Source organism: Bacteroides gallinaceum (assembly GCF_030373775.1).
Lineage (GTDB): Bacteria > Bacteroidota > Bacteroidia > Bacteroidales > Bacteroidaceae > Phocaeicola > Phocaeicola excrementipullorum.
On sequence record NZ_JAUDEN010000003.1, the window covers coordinates 170,138 to 187,615 of the forward strand.

At 48.6% G+C, this 17,478-nt stretch carries 13 protein-coding genes and 1 tRNA gene; 8 read left to right on the top strand and 6 right to left on the bottom strand.

The features are described 5' to 3' along the window. Positions 1-6 precede the first annotated feature (6 nt). Positions 7-1,005 (bottom strand): lysylphosphatidylglycerol synthase transmembrane domain-containing protein, encoded by a 999-nt coding sequence (locus QUW60_RS03045; protein WP_258338102.1) that lies wholly within the window; start codon positions 1,003-1,005, stop codon positions 7-9. Between the two features lie 119 nt (positions 1,006-1,124). Here QUW60_RS03045 and rsmA point away from each other — a divergent pair, with 119 nt between their 5' ends. The 4 genes from rsmA (at position 1,125) to QUW60_RS03065 (ending at position 7,893) form a co-directional block, all read left to right on the top strand. Beyond that, positions 1,125-1,925, top strand: a complete 801-nt coding sequence (gene rsmA, locus QUW60_RS03050; protein ID WP_289558386.1) for a 16S rRNA (adenine(1518)-N(6)/adenine(1519)-N(6))-dimethyltransferase RsmA — start codon at positions 1,125-1,127, stop codon at positions 1,923-1,925. 25 nt (positions 1,926-1,950) lie between these two features. Continuing rightward, complete coding sequence (gene mgtE, locus QUW60_RS03055; protein WP_258338100.1) at positions 1,951-3,291, top strand: magnesium transporter; 1,341 nt, start codon at positions 1,951-1,953, stop codon at positions 3,289-3,291. An 88-nt stretch (positions 3,292-3,379) separates the two neighbouring features. Continuing rightward, positions 3,380-5,776 (top strand): PDZ domain-containing protein, encoded by a 2,397-nt coding sequence (locus tag QUW60_RS03060; protein WP_289558387.1) that lies wholly within the window; start codon positions 3,380-3,382, stop codon positions 5,774-5,776. A 311-nt stretch (positions 5,777-6,087) separates the two neighbouring features. Further along, positions 6,088-7,893 carry a DUF349 domain-containing protein gene (locus tag QUW60_RS03065; RefSeq protein WP_289558388.1) on the top strand — a complete coding sequence of 602 codons (1,806 nt, stop codon included), beginning with the start codon at positions 6,088-6,090 and terminating at the stop codon, positions 7,891-7,893. A 94-nt stretch (positions 7,894-7,987) separates the two neighbouring features. Here QUW60_RS03065 and pfkA read toward each other — a convergent pair whose 3' ends face one another. The 3 genes from pfkA to cmk form a co-directional block, all read right to left on the bottom strand. Further along, positions 7,988-8,968: a 6-phosphofructokinase gene (gene pfkA / locus QUW60_RS03070; RefSeq protein ID WP_258338097.1), complete on the bottom strand. Its 981-nt coding sequence runs from the start codon at positions 8,966-8,968 to the stop codon at positions 7,988-7,990. A 122-nt stretch (positions 8,969-9,090) separates the two neighbouring features. After that, complete coding sequence (locus QUW60_RS03075) at positions 9,091-9,957, bottom strand: 4-hydroxy-3-methylbut-2-enyl diphosphate reductase (protein ID WP_258338096.1); 867 nt, start codon at positions 9,955-9,957, stop codon at positions 9,091-9,093. Then, positions 9,950-10,642, bottom strand: coding sequence for a (d)CMP kinase (gene cmk / locus QUW60_RS03080; protein WP_289558389.1), 693 nt, complete (start codon positions 10,640-10,642; stop codon positions 9,950-9,952). Before cmk ends, QUW60_RS03075 begins: the two co-directional genes overlap by 8 nt. A 163-nt stretch (positions 10,643-10,805) precedes the next feature. Between cmk and QUW60_RS03085 the strand changes: the two genes are divergently transcribed. The 4 genes from QUW60_RS03085 (at position 10,806) to QUW60_RS03100 (ending at position 13,657) form a co-directional block, all read left to right on the top strand. Continuing rightward, positions 10,806-11,789, top strand: coding sequence for a polyprenyl synthetase family protein (locus QUW60_RS03085; protein ID WP_289558390.1), 984 nt, complete (start codon positions 10,806-10,808; stop codon positions 11,787-11,789). A 5-nt stretch (positions 11,790-11,794) separates the two neighbouring features. Continuing rightward, entirely contained in the window at positions 11,795-12,574 is a 780-nt protein-coding gene (locus QUW60_RS03090) for a TatD family hydrolase (protein ID WP_258338093.1), read from the top strand. Positions 12,575-12,737: 163 nt separating this feature from the next. Further along, a tRNA-Ser gene (locus QUW60_RS03095) sits at positions 12,738-12,825 on the top strand. A gap of 52 nt (positions 12,826-12,877) precedes the next feature. After that, positions 12,878-13,657: a MotA/TolQ/ExbB proton channel family protein gene (locus tag QUW60_RS03100; protein WP_289558391.1), complete on the top strand. Its 780-nt coding sequence runs from the start codon at positions 12,878-12,880 to the stop codon at positions 13,655-13,657. Positions 13,658-13,767: 110 nt separating this feature from the next. Here QUW60_RS03100 and QUW60_RS03105 read toward each other — a convergent pair whose 3' ends face one another. Continuing rightward, on the bottom strand, positions 13,768-15,312 hold the full coding sequence (locus tag QUW60_RS03105) for an arylsulfatase (protein WP_289558392.1): 1,545 nt from the start codon (positions 15,310-15,312) through the stop codon (positions 13,768-13,770). 11 nt (positions 15,313-15,323) lie between these two features. After that, positions 15,324-17,471 carry a polysaccharide lyase 8 family protein gene (locus QUW60_RS03110; protein ID WP_289558393.1) on the bottom strand — a complete coding sequence of 716 codons (2,148 nt, stop codon included), beginning with the start codon at positions 17,469-17,471 and terminating at the stop codon, positions 15,324-15,326. Positions 17,472-17,478: the final 7 nt, after the last annotated feature.

Here is a 17,478-nt window from a genome sequence, read left to right on the forward strand (position 1 = left end):
AAACAATTAGTGTTTTTTATTTGTCAGCGGCAGAGCCACCAGTCCGTAAATACCTAGCAAAATTAATAAAAATGTTTGAATACCATGCACAAGCAAGGCAAATATTCCTGCATTTTCTTTGCTGACCCCATACATCATCATCATGGTGATTACAGCGAAATGCCACGGGCCGGCTCCGTTCGGTGTCGGTACGGCAACGGCTATGCTTCCCACAACAAACATGACGAGTGCCGCCATCCATCCCAAGTCGGCGGAAAAGTCGAAGCAGAATATGCTGACATAGAACTGAAAGAAATAGCAGGCCCATATGCCGATGGTGTAAAGGATAAACAATGCGGGGTTGTGGACATGGCGAAGCGAAAGACATCCGGTCCAGATATCTCCTAGAAAGCCCCTTACGCGCGCAAATACCGAAAGGTTCTTGATCAGGAAGAATGCCAGGACGCCCACAGCCGCGATGCAGACCAGTGTGATATAGAAATTGGTAGAAGTAAACAGATGGGTGAAGAAATGGGCATTCGTCCCTGTCTTGTCGAAGAAGGCGGCAAAGACCCTTGATTGCAGCAGCAATGTTACAGCCGTAATTGTCAATACGCAGAGCGTGTCAATCAAACGCTCGGTCACGACAGTGCCCAGCGATTTGGAGAAAGAAACTCCGTCGTATTTTGACAGCACTCCGCAGCGGGAAACTTCGCCTACGCGCGGCAACACCAGATTGGCCGCATAAGATATAAAGATCGCATAGACACTGTTCGAGCGTTTCGGATATTCGTTTAAAGGAGCCAGCGACAGATTCCACCGCCATCCGCGGAACACATGGCCCAGTACGCCAAAGACCAGTGAAAACAACATCCACCAGTAATTCATGCCTCCATTCATCACTTTCCATACTTGGCGGAAATCAAACCCATGATAGGTCCATAACAGAATCGCAGCTCCTAAAACCAGCGGAAAAGCAATCTGCAGAATCTTATTTATTGTTTTTTTTAAGCCACTTCGTTCCAAAATTTACGGTATATAAAAAGATTAATGTTTAACTTTGCAGGACGCAAAGATAATATCATTGCTTGATATAGTATTCCGTTCAGGAAAATTTTATTTGACTAAACCCTAAAACCTGCAAAATGAAATTAGTAAAACCGAAAAAATTCTTGGGGCAGCACTTTCTGAAAGACCTGCAGATAGCGCAGGATATTGCAGATTCGGTGGATGCGTGTCCGGATATTCCAGTCTTGGAAGTAGGACCCGGAATGGGGGTGCTGACTCAGTTCCTTCTTCCGAAGAGAAGGCCGGTGAAGGTGGTCGAGCTTGATTTCGAATCGGTAGCTTATCTGAAGGAGAATTTTCCTCAGTTGGGCGCGGACATCATTGAACAGGATTTTCTGAAGATGGATTTGAAGGAAGTGTTCGGCGGAGAGCCTTTCGTGCTTACGGGAAATTATCCCTATAACATTTCCAGCCAGATCTTTTTCAAGATGCTGGACAATAAGGAACTGATTCCCTGCTGTACAGGCATGATTCAGAAGGAAGTGGCCGAGCGTATTGCCGCCGTTCCGGGAAACAAGTCATACGGCATTCTGAGTGTTCTTATTCAAGCATGGTATACGGTTGAATACTTGTTTACGGTGCATGAGCATGTATTCAATCCTCCTCCGAAGGTGAAAAGCGCGGTTATCCGCATGACAAGAAATGCAACCCGGGAGCTGGGCTGCGATGAAAAACTGTTCAAACAGATTGTCAAGACCACATTCAACCAGCGGCGCAAGACTTTGCGGAACTCCATTTCTCCCATATTGGGGAAAGGGCATCCGCTTGCAGCTGATCCGGTTTTCGACAAGCGTCCCGAGCAGTTGTCGGTTCAGGAGTTTGTTGAACTGACCAACAGGCTGGAAGAAGCGTTGGCGGGACGGGCACAAAATTTGTAAACACAAACGATAATTTGCATTCAGGATGAACAACGATGACATCAAACTGATTACCGAGCTGATAGAGAACAAGGAATCAGACAAGTTGAAGGAGGTGCTTTCGAGCCTCCATCCGGCTGATATCGCCGAACTGTGTAACGAACTGGACCCTGAAGACGCGCGGTTCGTGTATCTTTTGCTTGACAATGAAACTGCGGCCGACGTGCTTATCGAAATGGATGAGGACGCGCGAAAGCGTTTCCTTGAGGTCCTGCCGTCGGAAACCATCGCCAAACGCTTTGTCGACTATATGGACTCGGACGATGCCGTGGACATTATCCGTGAAATGGACGAAGACAAGCAGGAAGAGGTGCTTTCTCACATCGAGGATATCGAGCAGGCGGGCGACATCGTTGATCTTTTGAAATATGATGAAGACACTGCCGGCGGTCTGATGGGTACGGAGATGGTTGTCGTAAACGAGAACTGGAGTATGCCTGAGTGCTTGCGCGAGATGCGTATACAGGCCGAAGAGATGGATGAAATTTATTATGTATACGTGGTGGATGATGACGAGCGGCTTAGGGGGGTGTTCCCGCTGAAAAAGATGATAACGAGCCCGTCTGTGTCTAAAGTGAAGCACGTGATGAAGAAAGACCCTATCTCGGTGCGTGTGGATACGCCGGTTGAGGAAGTTGTGCAGACGATTGAAAAATATGACCTGGTGGCGGTTCCGGTGGTGGACAGTATCGGGAGGCTGGTGGGCCGCATCACTGTTGATGACGTGATGGATGAAGTGCGCGAACAGGCCGAACGCGACTACCAGCTGGCTTCCGGATTGTCGCAGGACGTGGAAACGGACGATAATGTATTCCGTCAGACCACAGCCCGTCTTCCGTGGCTGCTTATCGGTATGCTGGGAGGGATCGGAAACTCCATGATTCTGGGGAATTTCGACACGACCTTTGCTGCTCACCCTGAGATGGCCCTCTATATTCCGCTGATTGGCGGTACGGGCGGTAACGTCGGCACCCAGTCGTCAGCATTGGTTGTACAAGGTCTTGCCAACAGTTCGTTGAATGCAGAAAACACATTCAAGCAGATACTGAAAGAATCGGTGGTTGCACTGATCAATGCCACCATCATATCGATGCTTGTCTACATTTACAATTTTGTCCGTTTTGGCGCAAGCGCAACAGTCAGCTATTCTGTATCAATCAGTCTGTTTGCTGTCGTGATGTTTGCGTCTATATTCGGGACACTGGTTCCGATGACGCTTGAAAAGCTGAAGATTGATCCGGCGATAGCTACCGGTCCCTTTATTTCTATTACCAACGACATTATCGGCATGCTGATGTATATGGGCATTACGGTGCTTCTTTCGTGAGCTTCGGCTACATGCATTTGGAACAAGGGGGGATTTTCCCAGGGAGCTTCTTGATTCCTGAAACGTATAAAATAATGATCCTGATATTATGAAGATGTATTTCAGGCGATTATCTGCCATGGCCGTAGGACAGGTGGCAGCTTTTCTTGCTTTCCTTCCGATGGAGGCGCAAGTCAGCCTTTATGTATCGCCCGCTGGAAGTGCGGACGGAAACGGGAGTATGGATGCTCCATATCGTTGTATAGAAGATGCGCAGGCCGCGGCCCGAAATGTCCCGGCAGCGGAAGTGACCATCTGGCTGCGGGGAGGCAGCTACCAGTTGGAACATCCGCTGGTATTTACGGCAGAAGATACCGGGGGAGAGCGCAAGATGCTTTGCATACGTTCATATCCGGGCGAGCAGGCTGTGCTGACAAGCGGCGTTCCTCTGTCGTTGCGGTGGGAAACGCACAAAGGGGGAGTCGTGAAGGCTCGCGTGCATCAGCGCGTAATGATGGACATGCTTCTGGTGAACGGCGAGCTTAGGCCCATGGCGCGTTATCCGAACTATGACTCTGCGGCGGTTCGCTTGAACGGTGTTGCGGCTGATGCTGCTGATCCCAAGCGGGTGAAACGCTGGAAACATTTTGAAGGCGGTTACTTGCATGCCATGCACGGACACGACTGGGGTGATTTTCATTACCGTATTACGGGGAAAGACAGCAAAGGAGAACTGATACTGGAAGGCGGGTGGCAGAACAACCGTCCGTCCAGACCGCATCCGCAGAATCGGATGGTGGAAAACATCCTTGAAGAACTGGATGCTCCCGGTGAGTGGTATTATGATTCCGGAAAGGGCTGTCTTTATTATTATCCGTTGCCTGGCGAGAAAGTGGAACAGCTCCGGTTTGAAACGCCCCAACTGAAGCATTTGGTGGAATTCAGGGGCTGTGAAGAACGGCCCGTGCGCAACATAACCTTGCAAGGACTAAAGTTTACGCAAACCGTACGCACTTTTATGGAAGAATACGAACCCCTTCTGCGTTCGGACTGGCGCATCTACCGTGGCGGTGCCGTTCTGCTGGAAGGTACGGAGGGATGCCGCATAGCAGACTGTGATTTTCGCCTCTTGGGGGGAAACGCTGTTTTCTTTTCCGGTTATCACCGCAACTCTTCTGTCAGCGGATGCTTGTTTGAACAGATTGGAGCCAGTGCGGTCTGCATGGTAGGAAAGCCTGAGGCGGTCCGTTCGCCCAGCTTCAGCTACGGAAGCAATGCAGAGCCGGATGAAATGGATTTCACGCCCGGACCGAAGACGGAAGAGTATCCTTCCCGGTGTGTGGTTTCTGACAATCTGATACATCACATCGGTCTGTTTGAGAAGCAGGTGGCAGGCGTGGAGCTGTCCATGTGCAGCCATATCCTTGTAAGCCATAACACCATCTACGATGTGCCTCGTGCGGGCATCAATGTCAGCGAAGGCACATGGGGAGGACATCGGATTGTCTATAACGATGTGTTCAATACCGTATTGGAAACAGGCGATCATGGCGCATTCAACTCATGGGGGCGCGACCGCTTCTGGAGCAGTTCGAACAAGCGTATCCGCCAGCTCTTGCAGGCTCGTCCCGATCTGGTTCTGGCGGATGCCGGATCGTGTACGACGCTTGCCTGCAACCGTTTCCGCTGTGACCGCGGCTGGGATATTGACCTTGACGACGGCTCCAGCAATTATCATATCTACAACAATCTTTGCTTGAACGGAGGAATCAAGCTGCGTGAAGGATTCTACCGGGTAGTAGAGAACAATATCATGGTAAACAACACGTTTCACCCGCATGTGTGGTTTCCCCGCAGCGGAGATGTATTTGTGCGCAATCTTGTGATGAGTCTATACCGCCCGATCGGTATATCTCACTGGGGAGCGGAAGTCGACTACAATGTATTTGCTGACAGCACGGCTTACCGTGCGGCAAGGGGCGGCGGAACGGACGAACATTCGGTGGTTTATGTTCCGGAGTTTGTAAATCCGGAAGAAGGTGACTTCCGGCTGGCAAACGTTGAGGAGCTGGCTTCGCTCTGCGGTTTCAAAAATTTCGGAATGGATGATTTCGGCGTAACTTCGCCAAGGCTTAAGGCGTTGGCGGCACGGCCTCCGATGCCATTGCCGGCAGTGTGCACTGAAGGAAACGGAACCCGTGTCTGGGAATGGTCCGGATTGCGGTTGAAGACACTCGATACGCTTGGCGAACGTTCGGCTACTGGCATGGACAGTGAACGGGGCGTTTACGTTGTGTCCGTGCATGCCATGGGAAGTCCGCTGCGCGACTTTATACGTCCGAATGACGTAATCCTGAGGCTGAGCGGCAAGCCGGTAAACAGGCTCGAAGACCTGCAGGAAATTGTGCAGGCCGCCGACTGGACAAAACCGCAGGAGGTTACGGTCTTCAGAGAACAGCGTGAGCAGTCGAAGGCCATACCTGCCGGAACCCTCCGAAAACCTTAAGCGGCAGCTCCCTGTCATTTTTGCTGAGGAACAAAGCATATTCTTTATCTCCAGTCTGGAGATGTGTATCTTTAAACTGGAGCTATGCATCTTTAGGCTGGAGATCTGTATCTCTAGCCTGGAGATACAGAATCCGCCTGCCCGTTTCCGGTTTTTCTTCTTTCCTTGAGCTATAAAAGCAGGCTGAATTTGAAAAATATTTTCATCCTGCTAAAAAATATTTGGCCAAAATGTTATGAAAATCAGATTTAATTGCTTTAATTTGTAACTACACATATTTTAAAGAAGAAAATTCTTAAAATTCTTATACGATGGAAGTAAATGAAACTAACCGCCCGTTAACTGAAACACCGGAAACTGAAGTTTCTGAAGTTTCGGTTTCTACTGTTGAAGAACCTCAGGTTGCTTATGAGCCGAAACAGACCAAATCGGAAGTGATACAGCGCTTGAAGGAAATCAACGAAAACATGAGTGAAACAGACAAACAGGAAGTTGACCAGCTGAAACAAACTTTTTATAAACTGCATAAAGCCGAGCAGGAGGCAGCTCGCAAAGCTTTCATCGAAAGCGGCGGAAAGCCGGAAGACTTTTCTCCGGCTTCAGATCCTGATGAAAAGGAGTTCAAGGAAGTGATGAAGTCGATCAAGGAAAAGCGGAACGCCATCGCTGTCGCTCAGGAAAAGGAAAAGGAAGACAATCTGCTGAAAAAGGAAAATATCCTGGAAAAAATGAAGGCGATGGTTGAGTCTTCTGAAGATACCGGAAAGATTTACAACGATTTCAAACTGCTTCAGCAGGAATGGAACGAGATAGGTCAGGTGCCCGCCCCGAAAGTAAACGAACTTTGGAAGAATTATCAGCTTTATACTGAGAAGTTTTATGATATGGTAAAGCTGAACAATGAGTTCAGAGAATATGACTTCAAGAAGAATCTGGAGCAGAAAACGCATTTGTGCGAGGCTGCGGAAAAACTGGCTGATGAACCGGATGTGATTTCGGCATTCCACCAGTTGCAGAAGCTGCATCAGGAATTCCGTTCAGTCGGTCCGGTTGCAAAGGAACTGCGCGAAAGCATCTGGGCACGCTTCAAGGCTGCTTCAACAGTGGTGAACCGCCGTCATCAGCAGCATTTTGAGGAACTGAAAGAGAAGGAGCAGAACAATCTTGACCAGAAAACCGTGATTTGCGAGATTGTTGAAAGCATGGAGTACGACAAGTTCACTACGTTTGCCGACTGGGAGGAAAAGACTCAGGAGATTCTTGCCTTGCAGGCGAAATGGAAAACCATCGGATATGCCCCGCAGAAAATGAATGTGAAGATTTTCGAGCGTTTCCGTGCGGCATGCGATGAATTTTTCCGCCGGAAGGCTGCGTTCTTCAAGATGGTCAAAGAAAACATGGCTTCCAATCTGGAAAAGAAGAAAGCACTGTGCGAGCAGGCTGAGTCGCTGAAAGAAAGCACCGACTGGAAGGCTACGGCAGAAATCCTGACAAAGCTCCAGAAAGAGTGGAAAACCATAGGTCCTGTAGCCAAGAAACATTCTGATGCCGTTTGGAAGCGGTTTATCGGAGCCTGCGACTATTTCTTTGAACAGAAGAATAAGGCAACTTCTTCCCAGCGTTCTGAAGAACTGGAGAATCTTGCGAAAAAGGAAGAGATTATCAAGGAACTTGCTGCCCTTGACGGTTCGGGCAATACGGATGAGGCTGCGGTTGAACGTACACGCGAACTGATGAAGGAGTGGAACTCAATCGGTTTTGTTCCGTTTAAAGAGAAAGACCGCCTGTACAAAGAATACCATAATCTGGTGGACAAACTTTTCGACCGCCTGCATCTTTCTGCGGCTGAAAAGAAACTGAGCAGCTTCAAGGCGGGCCTTAGCAAAGACGGCAATTTGTATCGCGACCGTGAACGTCTTGTCCGTACGTATGAAGGGCTGAAGAGCGATATTCAGACTTACGAAAACAATCTGGGATTCTTGAATGCGGCTTCTCAGAAGGGAAATAGCCTGGTGGCCGACATCAATCGGAAAATAGAACGCTTGAAAGCGGATATGGAACTTGTGCTGAAGAAAATAGCTGCCATCGACGAAACGCTGAGAGAACAGCAGCAGTAAGAAGATACCGGCAAATGCAATGCAAGGGGCACGGATGAATGGATAACCAAACGTCTGTGCCCCTTGTGCTGTTGTTATGTGTATCGTTCAAATGTCAGATTGACAGCTCGTGAAGAACGTTCACCAGTTCGCGGTCGATAGGCTTGTCGTTCTTGATTGCCTTGGCAAAAGGAACGTAAACAATCTGGTCGTTCTCGATGCCGATCATGATGTTGCGTTGTCCTTCCATCAAAGCCTGGATGCTTGCCACACCCATGCGGCTGGCGATGATGCGGTCGTGCGCTGTCGGACGTCCGCCGCGCTGCAGGTGTCCGAGGATAGTGACGCGCACGTCGTATTGCGGATATTCATTCTTTACACGTTCGGCATAGTGCATTGCGCCTCCGGTGATTTCGCTTTCGGCTACCAGCACGATTGAGCTGCTCTTGGATTTGCGGAAACCGTTGTTGATGAATTCTTCCAGCTGGTCTACTTCTGTATTGAATTCCGGGATGATGGCAGCTTCCGCTCCTGCGGCAATGGCGCCGTTCAGGGCAAGGAATCCGGCGTCACGTCCCATGACTTCGACGAAGAACAGACGTTCGTGCGAAGTTGCGGTGTCGCGGATCTTGTCCACAGCATCCAGAATTGTATTCAGTGCAGTATCATATCCGATGGTAGTGTCAGTTCCGTAAAGGTCGTTGTCGATAGTTCCCGGCAGTCCGATGCAGGGGACGTCGAACTCTTGCGCCAGCAGACGCGCGCCGGTCAGCGAGCCGTCGCCTCCGATGACGATCAATGCGTCGATGCCTTCCTTTTTCATTGTATCGTAAGCGATCTGCCGGCCTTCGGGTGTCTTGAATTCCTGGCAGCGTGCTGTTTTCAGGATGGTACCTCCCAACTGGATGATGTTGCTGACATTCTCGGTCTTGAACTCCTTGATTTCACCGGTAATCAAGCCCTTGTATCCTCTGTAGATACCTTTTACTTTCAGTCCGTTGTAGATTGCCGAGCGGGTTATCGCACGGATTGCGGCGTTCATACCGGGGGCGTCACCTCCTGAAGTAAGAATACCGATACATTTTATAGTTCCCATAATGATAAGTGTTATGTTTTGTTTGCAAAATTACAAAATAACTGTCTTCGGGCGATGTCAAAATGATTAAAATTTAAGAATTTAAGAGTCTGTCGTACAAATATGCGACAGGCTCTAAGAAGTTATTCTCCCGTAATTTCCTTTTTGCAGGCTTCCATCAGCCATTTGGGCGTAGATGTGGCGCCGCAGATGCCGATGGATCTTGCATTTTCGGTCAGCTTCTTGTCTATTTCTCCGGGTCCGTCAATCTGATATGAGTTCGGATTGACTTTCCGGCATTCGTGATACAGGATCTTTCCGTTCGAACTTTTGTGTCCGCAGACAAAGAATATCAGGTCGTGTCCGGCAGCAAACTGGCGTATGTTTGGCATCCTGTTTGCTACCTGCCGGCAGATGGTATCAAAATATTCAAACGTGGCTTCAGGCGAAATGTGTTCTTTTATGTAGGCTACGATTTCGCGGAATTCATCGAGCGACTTTGTCGTTTGCGAGTAAAGCCGGATGTCTTTCGAGAAATCCAGTTTGGACACTTCTCCGATGCTTTCGATCACGATGGCTTTTCCTTCGGTTTGCCCTACCAGTCCCAGTACCTCGGCATGTCCGTTTTTTCCGAAAATGACGATTTGCTTTTCTTTTCCCGACAACGTGTTGTCGTATTCCTGCTTGATGCGTTTTTGCAGGCGCAGCACGACAGGGCAGGTGGCGTCGATAATTTCAATGTGGTTGCGGCGTGCCATTTCGTATGTTTGCGGCGGTTCGCCGTGTGCCCGCAGCAGCACTTTCACGTTTCTCAGTCCGGCAAATTCTTTGTGAGTAATCGTGACGAGTCCCATTTTCCGGAGTCTTTCGCATTCTTGTCCGTTGTGTACGATATCGCCCAGGCAATAAAGCGTTTCTCCTTTCGCCAGCTCTTCTTCCGCCTTTTTTATGGCTGTGGTTACTCCGAAGCAGAAGCCCGATCCCTCGTCGATTTCTACATTGTTATTCATGAGTCGCTTTGTTGAATTGTTCTTTCAGCCATTCTTTCTGTTCAGCTATGCTCATGTGGCTGTTGTCGAGCAGAAGCGCATCGTCTGCTTTGCGCAGCGGGCTGATCTCCCGGCTTTGGTCGATACGGTCGCGGTCTTCTATGTTTTTCAGTATTTCCTCAAAAGAAACGTCCTGCCCTTTTTCTTTCAGTTCCTTGTATCTCCGTTCCGCCCGGATCTGTGCCGAAGCCGTAACGAATATTTTCAGTTCGGCGTGCGGGAAGACCGCAGTTCCGATGTCGCGTCCGTCCATGACTATCCCTTTTTCCTTGCCCATTGCCTGCTGCTGCCTTACCATTTCCTCGCGTACAAATCCCAGCGTTGCTATGGGGCTGACGTGTGATGAAACCTCAATGGTGCGGATCTCTTCTTCTACATTCTTGCCGTTCAGGTACGTTGCGGGACGCTGGCTTGCAGGGTCGAGCTGGAAACTGATGTGTATGTCTTTCATCTGCTGTTTCAGCGTTTCTTCCTGAATGCTGCCGTCTGCATTGAACATTCCGTGCTGCAGGCAGTATAATGTTACGGCCCGGTACATGGCTCCGCTGTCAATGTATATGTATCCTATTTCTTTGGCCAGGTCTTTAGCCATTGTGCTCTTTCCACAAGAAGAAAAGCCGTCGATTGCGATGATTATTTTTTTCATTTTAAACTTGGTTTGAAAAGATTTTCAAAGATAAGCAATTGTTCAAATACTCTGCTCGTGTCAAGCGCAAATGTTTGTTATTTGCATGATTTTTGACGGCAGTATTTGCCTGTTCGATGTTTTATGTTATATTTGCCTGACAGTGATATCAAATAAAACGAATATGAAACAAGAGTCAAGTGAAAAACTTTTGAGGCGGATTCATTCGTATATCGAAAAATTGCCGTATATGCATGAACCGGAAGGCCTGTATGAACCTGTTGAATATGTGCTGGGACTCGGCGGAAAACGTATCCGCCCTGTTTTGATGCTTCTGGCCTATAATCTTTATAGGGAAGATGTGGACCGGATTTTTCCTCAGGCCGCAGGCATAGAAACTTATCATAATTTTACGCTTTTGCACGATGATCTGATGGATAAGGCAGATATGCGGAGAAACAAGCCTACGGTACACAGAAAATGGGACGAGAACACGGCAATTCTTTCGGGCGACGCCATGCTGATACTGGCTTATCAGTTCATGATGCAGGATTGTCCGGCCGGTTGCATGAAAGAGGTGATGGGCATATTCGGCCGTACGGCTCTTGAGGTGTGCGAAGGTCAGCAGTGGGATATGGAGTTTGAGTCCCGTACAGATGTGAGTGTTGATGAATACATTGAGATGATCAGGTTGAAGACATCGGTTCTGCTTGCCGGCTCATTGAAGATTGGGGCTGTTCTTGGAGGAGCTTCGGAAAAAGATGCGCAGCTGTTGTATGATTTCGGAATAAAAATGGGGCTGGCTTTCCAGTTGCAGGATGATTATCTGGATGTTTATGGCGATCCTGCCGTGTTTGGAAAGAAGATAGGAGGGGATATCTTGTGCAACAAGAAAACGTTCATGCTGATTACTGCGCTTGCACATGCTGGTGCGGGCGACAGGATAGAACTGGAGAAATGGATTGATGCAGCCGATTTTGAACCGGATCAGAAGATTCGGGCGGTAACAGACATTTATAATAAGGTAGGAATCGCGGAAATGTGCAATCAGCGGATCAGCGCCTATTATGAAGAAGGACTGAGGCTTTTGGATGAAGTGGAGGTGGATTCCGCTTTGAAGGTCAATCTGCGCGATTTTGTCTGCGGCATGATGAAACGTAAATTGTAAAGTTTATGACAGGTCTTTTTGATACGCATACCCATTTATATACGGAAGAGTTTGATGATGACAGGGAGCTGGTGCTGGCCCGTGCTGCAGAAGCCGGAGTGACGCATTTGTTTATGCCGAACATAGACGATACGTCGGTTGAGGCTATGCTTGCTCTTTGTCATCGGCATGAAAGGTGTTATCCGATGATCGGACTTCATCCCACTTCGGTTGATGCTGATTGGAAAAGTCGTCTGGAAAGTGTAAAGCTTTGGCTTGATTCTCCCGAAAAGTTTTATGGCATAGGTGAAGTAGGGCTGGATCTGTATTGGGACCGGACTTTTGCCGGCGAACAGTTGCGGGTTTTTGACGCGCAGATCCAATGGGCTTTGGAGCGGAATATGCCTTTGGTCGTCCACTGCAGGGATGCTTATCCGGAACTGTTTGGCGTGTTGGAGCCTTATCGTAAAACGGCCTTGCGCGGCATTTTTCACAGTTTTACCGGGACGGCAGAGGATGCAGCCCGTCTGATGGAATATGGGGGCTTCATGCTTGGCATCAACGGAGTGGTGACCTTCAAGAAAAGTTCGTTGCCCGAAACATTGCTTCATGTGCCGGTTGGAAGGATTGTTCTGGAAACCGATTCTCCGTATCTTGCGCCTGTGCCCTATCGGGGAAAGCGGAATGAGAGCGCCCATATAGTGAAGGTGGCGGAGAAAGTGGCGGAGATATATTCTCTTTCTGTAGAGGCTGTGGCCCGTATAACGGCTGAAAATGCGTTGAAAGTATTCGATATTGAAGCGTAAAGTGCTTAAAGTTTATTAATTTTAGACCGAAAGTTCATTTTTTGAAGGTGCAATGTGCTGTATGAAGAAAAAAAAGAATACTTTTGCACTGCGATTCATTCGCGGTGTTCATAACATTCGCCATTGGTCTTTCAGCGGAATGATCCGGATGCCAATAAATCAAGGAGAGGTGCTCGAGTGGTTGAAGAGGCACGCCTGGAAAGCGTGTATACGTCAAAAGCGTATCACGGGTTCGAATCCCGTTCTCTCCGCAACCGGAAAAATATGACTGCTATATTTAATCTGTTTTTTAGTCTTTAAATGATGAAAAGGTTGTTTGCGAATCTTGCGATGGCAAGTGTCTTTTCGTTTTGTGCGATAGTTGCAGTTGCACAGGATACGGTGAGTTTGGTCCCTTCACAAGTGGAAGGAATTGTGGCCGATTCGCCGGAGAGTGGGGCTGCAGGCCTGTTGCAGACAATGGAGGAGAGGTTTGTTGAAGGGAATGTGTTTTTTATGTCCCTTATATGTCTGATCTTGTTGGCCGGACTGATTCTGAGCATTGAACGTGTGATTTTCCTGAATTTGTCAAATGTCAATGCCAAGAAACTGTTGTCCCGGTTGGAAGATGCGCTGGAAAAGGGCGATATAGAAGGTGCCCGGAATATTTGCAGTAACACGCGCGGCCCTGTTGCTGCGGTTTGCTATCAGGGACTTTCCCGTATTGACGAAAGTCCTGATGTGGTTGAACATACCGCTAATATTTATGCCAAGATACAGATAAATCGTTTGAAGAAAGGGTGTTCGTGGATTGCGTTGCTGTTCAAGATCGCTCTGATGTTGGGCTTTATCGGTATGGTAGGCGGTTTGGTGGTGGCTCTTGATGCAGTGCAGGAGGCGGGTGAGGCTACGCTGATGATTATGGCTGGCGGAATAAAGATGGCTTTGATCACTTTGGCTTCCGGTCTGGTCGTTTATTTGCTGCTGAAGATTCTTTACAGTTTTATTCAGGCTAAGATTGAAAACCTTTCAAATCAGGTGAAGGACGCTTTCATAACGCTGTTTGACATGATAATGAAATACAATCTGAAGTATAAAAAGTGACGTGCTTCATTGAATTGGAAAGATACAGAAACACGAAGGTGCAGAGTTTCTTCCGGTCAAAGGAATAAGGCTCTATCCTTCGTGTTTCTGTGTTCTTGTTTGCCTGTCTGTCAAATGCCTGTATCTACAGGGTTCTCGTCGGGGAATAGCGGGCTGTACAGGATGGTTCGTTTCAGGATCTGCAGTTTGCCGTCCTTCACATATTCTTCCCCCCGTTCGGACAGATGCTGTACCATGGCTTGGCGAAGTTCGAGCAGTTTGGCTCGATAAGCCTTTTCTTCCGCTACGTCCTTCAGTTCATGCGGGTCTTTTTCCAGATCGAACAATTCTTCTTTTCCGCTATGGAAACGCCAGATGTATTTGATCTTTCCGTCAGTCAGCGCACACCAGTAATTGTCGGGACTGTAACACGTGGCATGTTCCATGTCGATGTACCGCCGCCACAATGATGCATCTCCTTTCATGAGTTGGAAGAGTGATTGTCCGTCCATGTCTGACGGTGCGCATCCTCCTCCTGCTTCTAAGAATGTGGGCAGCAGATCGCGCAGTTCTACAGGGTTCTCCACTTTCGTGCCTTTGGGAAAATGATAGCGGGCCGGCCATTTGACGATGTAGGGAATATGCGACGATCCTTCATACGGGTAGGTTTTTCTCCAGTGATGGTGGTCGCCGAGCATATCGCCGTGGTCTGATACATAGCAGATGAGCGCGTTCTCATACATTCCTTCTTCTTTCAGCGCCTGAATGATTCTGCCAATTTCCTCATCAACGAAAGTGACATTGGCATAATAGTGGCGTCGGGAATTTTTGGCATACTCTTCGCCGAAATTGCCGAATGCAGCATCATGTGCTGCCGTATCCGGATCGGACGGAAGAGCGTACGCTTCTTCTTCGCACCATTCTCCTATGTATGGAGCAGGAACATCCCGCCCGTTATACAGATCCATAAGCCGTTGGGGCGGATCATAAGGACTGTGCGGCCGGGCAAAGGATATTTTCAGAAACAGCGGTTGCCCGTTTCCGTGTTTATAGTTCCGGATCATTTCCAGAGCCGTTTCAGCAGTCCATGCTGTCGGGTGCAGTTTTTCCGGCAGTTTATATACGGCCGCTCCATGGTCGTTCCATCCCAATCCTGTGGAATCAGGATTTAATCCGGGCGCATGCATCTGAAACCACAAATGGTAGTCGCTGATGAAATCTTCTGTTTCCACCCTTCCGCTTTCGTCTATCAGCGTTCCGTGGAATCCGTGCAATGCCTTTTGGGGAAACCAGTGCATTTTCCCGATTCCGAAAGTGTAATAGTCAAGCTCCCGCAGCATACGGGGCATTTCATAGCGGTAGCGGCTTCCCACTCGTCCGTATCCGAGCATCCCATGATGCCAGGGCGACATTCCTGTCAGCAGCCCCGCTCTTGCAGGCGTGCTGCTGGGGGCTGAGGTGTATGCATTGGTGAATAGCGTTCCGTCTTGTGCCAGTGCATCCATATTGGGAGTTATGACAGACGGGTTTCCCATGCAGTTCATGGCATCTCCCCGATGCTGGTCGGACACAATCAGTATGATGTGAGGCTTTTGTGCGGCAAGAGGAATCTGTATTCCTGCGCAAGCACCGGCTGTCAGTGCCAGAATTGACTTGAAGGCTATATTTGCAGGCATGGCATGTTGTTTTAATTCTCGGTGAACTGAAAATTGTAGGCCGTTGTTGCTCCGGCATAGATCGGATCAGTTGAGGGATGGTGCTCTATGGAGTACTTTTTCCCGGAAACAGTGATGTCAATCCGTATGCTTTGTCCCGTCTGTCCTGGATCGGCGACATGCAGCACCGGTTTTCCGCCGGATATTTTCTTTACCATCAGTGCGCACGGCTTGTCCGTCTTTACTTTGAAGTTTCCGTCAGCCAGTTCTCCTGGCTGATAGAAGATGGCCTGATACAGGTTCAACGATCTGTTGCAGACAGCCTGTATTTGTTTTGTATTTGACAGAATCCTAACATTGTCCGCTTTCTGATAAGCCTGCATTTCAGATGCTGTTCCTTTGCCCGGTACTACAATATAGGCATAAGTGGCGTTCTGGGGATGCTTTCCATGCTCGAATCCGATCGTGAATACTTTTTTCTGTATATTTTCTTTTCGGTTGATGCTGTTGTTTATGGCATACCAGTTTCCCGACTGATTTTTGTGGCTGATGAAGATTGTCCCGCCTTCTGGAAACAAGTATCCGATGTTGTCGTGGACAGCCCAGTCAATGCCGGCGCTTCTTTCTTGCCCTAAGGACAAAGACGAAACCTGTTTGTCATATGCATACAGCGGTTCGTCTGTTGATGCCAGGCATTGGTTGACTGTCGTTTGGACCTCAGATTCGGAGGTTGAACTTATGCCCGATCCCAGGCATACCACTTCATCATCGAAAAAGAACCATGCTTTATGGGCTCCAGTGTTGATTCCTTTGTAATTGTCCGTGTAAACGTATGCTGTAGCTCCGTAAAGGCTGTCCGACACTCCTCCGGCAAAAGTGGAGGTTCCCGGCGTTTGCCAGTCGCTTATAGCAAAAGGTATGGAGTCAAGCTGAGGGGCAGTCACTCCCGGAATCCGTGTCCAGTTCCATACGGGAAAAATGCCGTCATATTCGTTTCCTCTTCTGACGATGTTCGTGCAGCCGTCGGAAACGAAGTAAGTTTTCAGGTTTTCTCCATTTCCATACTCCAGGCGAGAAGTGCGGGTGGAAGTCATGCGGACATCAAAGGTATATGTCGGCCGCACATGCAATGTGTAGTCGCCCTTGAAATAATGTGTATGGCTTGGAGTCACCTGATATTCGGCAGGCTTTTTGCCTTGCAGCCGTTCAACAATAGCTTTGTATTCATCTTTATGCTGCGGATCTAGCTCAATCATCCGGCTTGCGAAAAGGGCCGTTGCCGATTTGTTGGGTACTCCGGGCCGGCTGACACTCCGTCCCATTGCATCGAACAGCATGTATTGTCCGCGGATAGTCCGGTAATAAGTTTCGCGCATGAATTTGCTGACAATATCCAGCTTGTCTTTGGGGAGCGCGTATTGTGTACCTTTCGTGTACATGGCAACCTGTGTGATTCCTTTCAGAATCTCATCGCCGTATCCTCCGATGTATAGCTGGCGCCCGTGCTGGAAATAGCTGTTGTCGTATTGGAATCCTTCTTCGGTGGTATAGACGATCGGATTATAAACGTTTTCCAGCGCCTTCTTCAGATCCGCCTCATTGCGTGACAGGCATGAACGGTAAATCCAGTGCAAGGCAATGTCCGTCCGGTTGGCTCCTGTCCATTTGGCCGGGTCGCCTCCATCTGTCCTGATACGGTCGAGAATCCGTTTTTCCAGGTCGGCCGGGATCTGTCTGGCTCCTGTTCTCATTTGTATGAGGAGCACTCCCAGCTTTTGCGGTTCGGCTATTTGGTTATACCACCAGTTGTGGCACCAGGGGTTTCTTTGGTGCCAGAATTCGAGTCCCTTTACTATTTTTTCATACAGCGCATTGTCTTTGTAGTATTTGTTTTGAGGGTTTGTGTAGGCAAATACAAAGTCATAGATACGGTCGATATGTACCAGGGGCGGCCAGTTGGTGCGTTGGATACTGGCATAGTCTACATCTGCAAACGAACCGTCTTTATCGTTGTATTCCTTCAGTATTTCGTCGATTGACGGATTGGCGGCAAAGTCTTTGCGGATTTTCTGCATTAATGTTTCAAACTCATCGTTGTTTGCTGTGCTTTCGGCGTAGGCCTGTTTTCCTGAACAGATGGCTATCAGTAGGATAATCAGAGGTAAGCAGTAGGTTTTCATAAGTGTT

Excerpts from the sequence above, each read along its gene's own strand:
- rsmA (WP_289558386.1), top strand. The coding sequence starts at position 1,125 with ATGAAATTAGTAAAACCGAAAAAATTCTTGGGGCAGCACTTTCTGAAA.
- QUW60_RS03060 (WP_289558387.1), top strand. The coding sequence starts at position 3,380 with ATGAAGATGTATTTCAGGCGATTATCTGCCATGGCCGTAGGACAGGTG.
- QUW60_RS03075 (WP_258338096.1), bottom strand. The coding sequence starts at position 9,957 with ATGAATAACAATGTAGAAATCGACGAGGGATCGGGCTTCTGCTTCGGA.
- QUW60_RS03090 (WP_258338093.1), top strand. The coding sequence starts at position 11,795 with ATGACAGGTCTTTTTGATACGCATACCCATTTATATACGGAAGAGTTT.
- mgtE (WP_258338100.1), top strand. The coding sequence starts at position 1,951 with ATGAACAACGATGACATCAAACTGATTACCGAGCTGATAGAGAACAAG.
- QUW60_RS03100 (WP_289558391.1), top strand. The coding sequence starts at position 12,878 with ATGAAAAGGTTGTTTGCGAATCTTGCGATGGCAAGTGTCTTTTCGTTT.
- QUW60_RS03085 (WP_289558390.1), top strand. The coding sequence starts at position 10,806 with ATGAAACAAGAGTCAAGTGAAAAACTTTTGAGGCGGATTCATTCGTAT.
- pfkA (WP_258338097.1), bottom strand. The coding sequence starts at position 8,968 with ATGGGAACTATAAAATGTATCGGTATTCTTACTTCAGGAGGTGACGCC.
- QUW60_RS03065 (WP_289558388.1), top strand. The coding sequence starts at position 6,088 with ATGGAAGTAAATGAAACTAACCGCCCGTTAACTGAAACACCGGAAACT.
- QUW60_RS03110 (WP_289558393.1), bottom strand. The coding sequence starts at position 17,471 with ATGAAAACCTACTGCTTACCTCTGATTATCCTACTGATAGCCATCTGT.
- cmk (WP_289558389.1), bottom strand. The coding sequence starts at position 10,642 with ATGAAAAAAATAATCATCGCAATCGACGGCTTTTCTTCTTGTGGAAAG.
- QUW60_RS03105 (WP_289558392.1), bottom strand. The coding sequence starts at position 15,312 with ATGCCTGCAAATATAGCCTTCAAGTCAATTCTGGCACTGACAGCCGGT.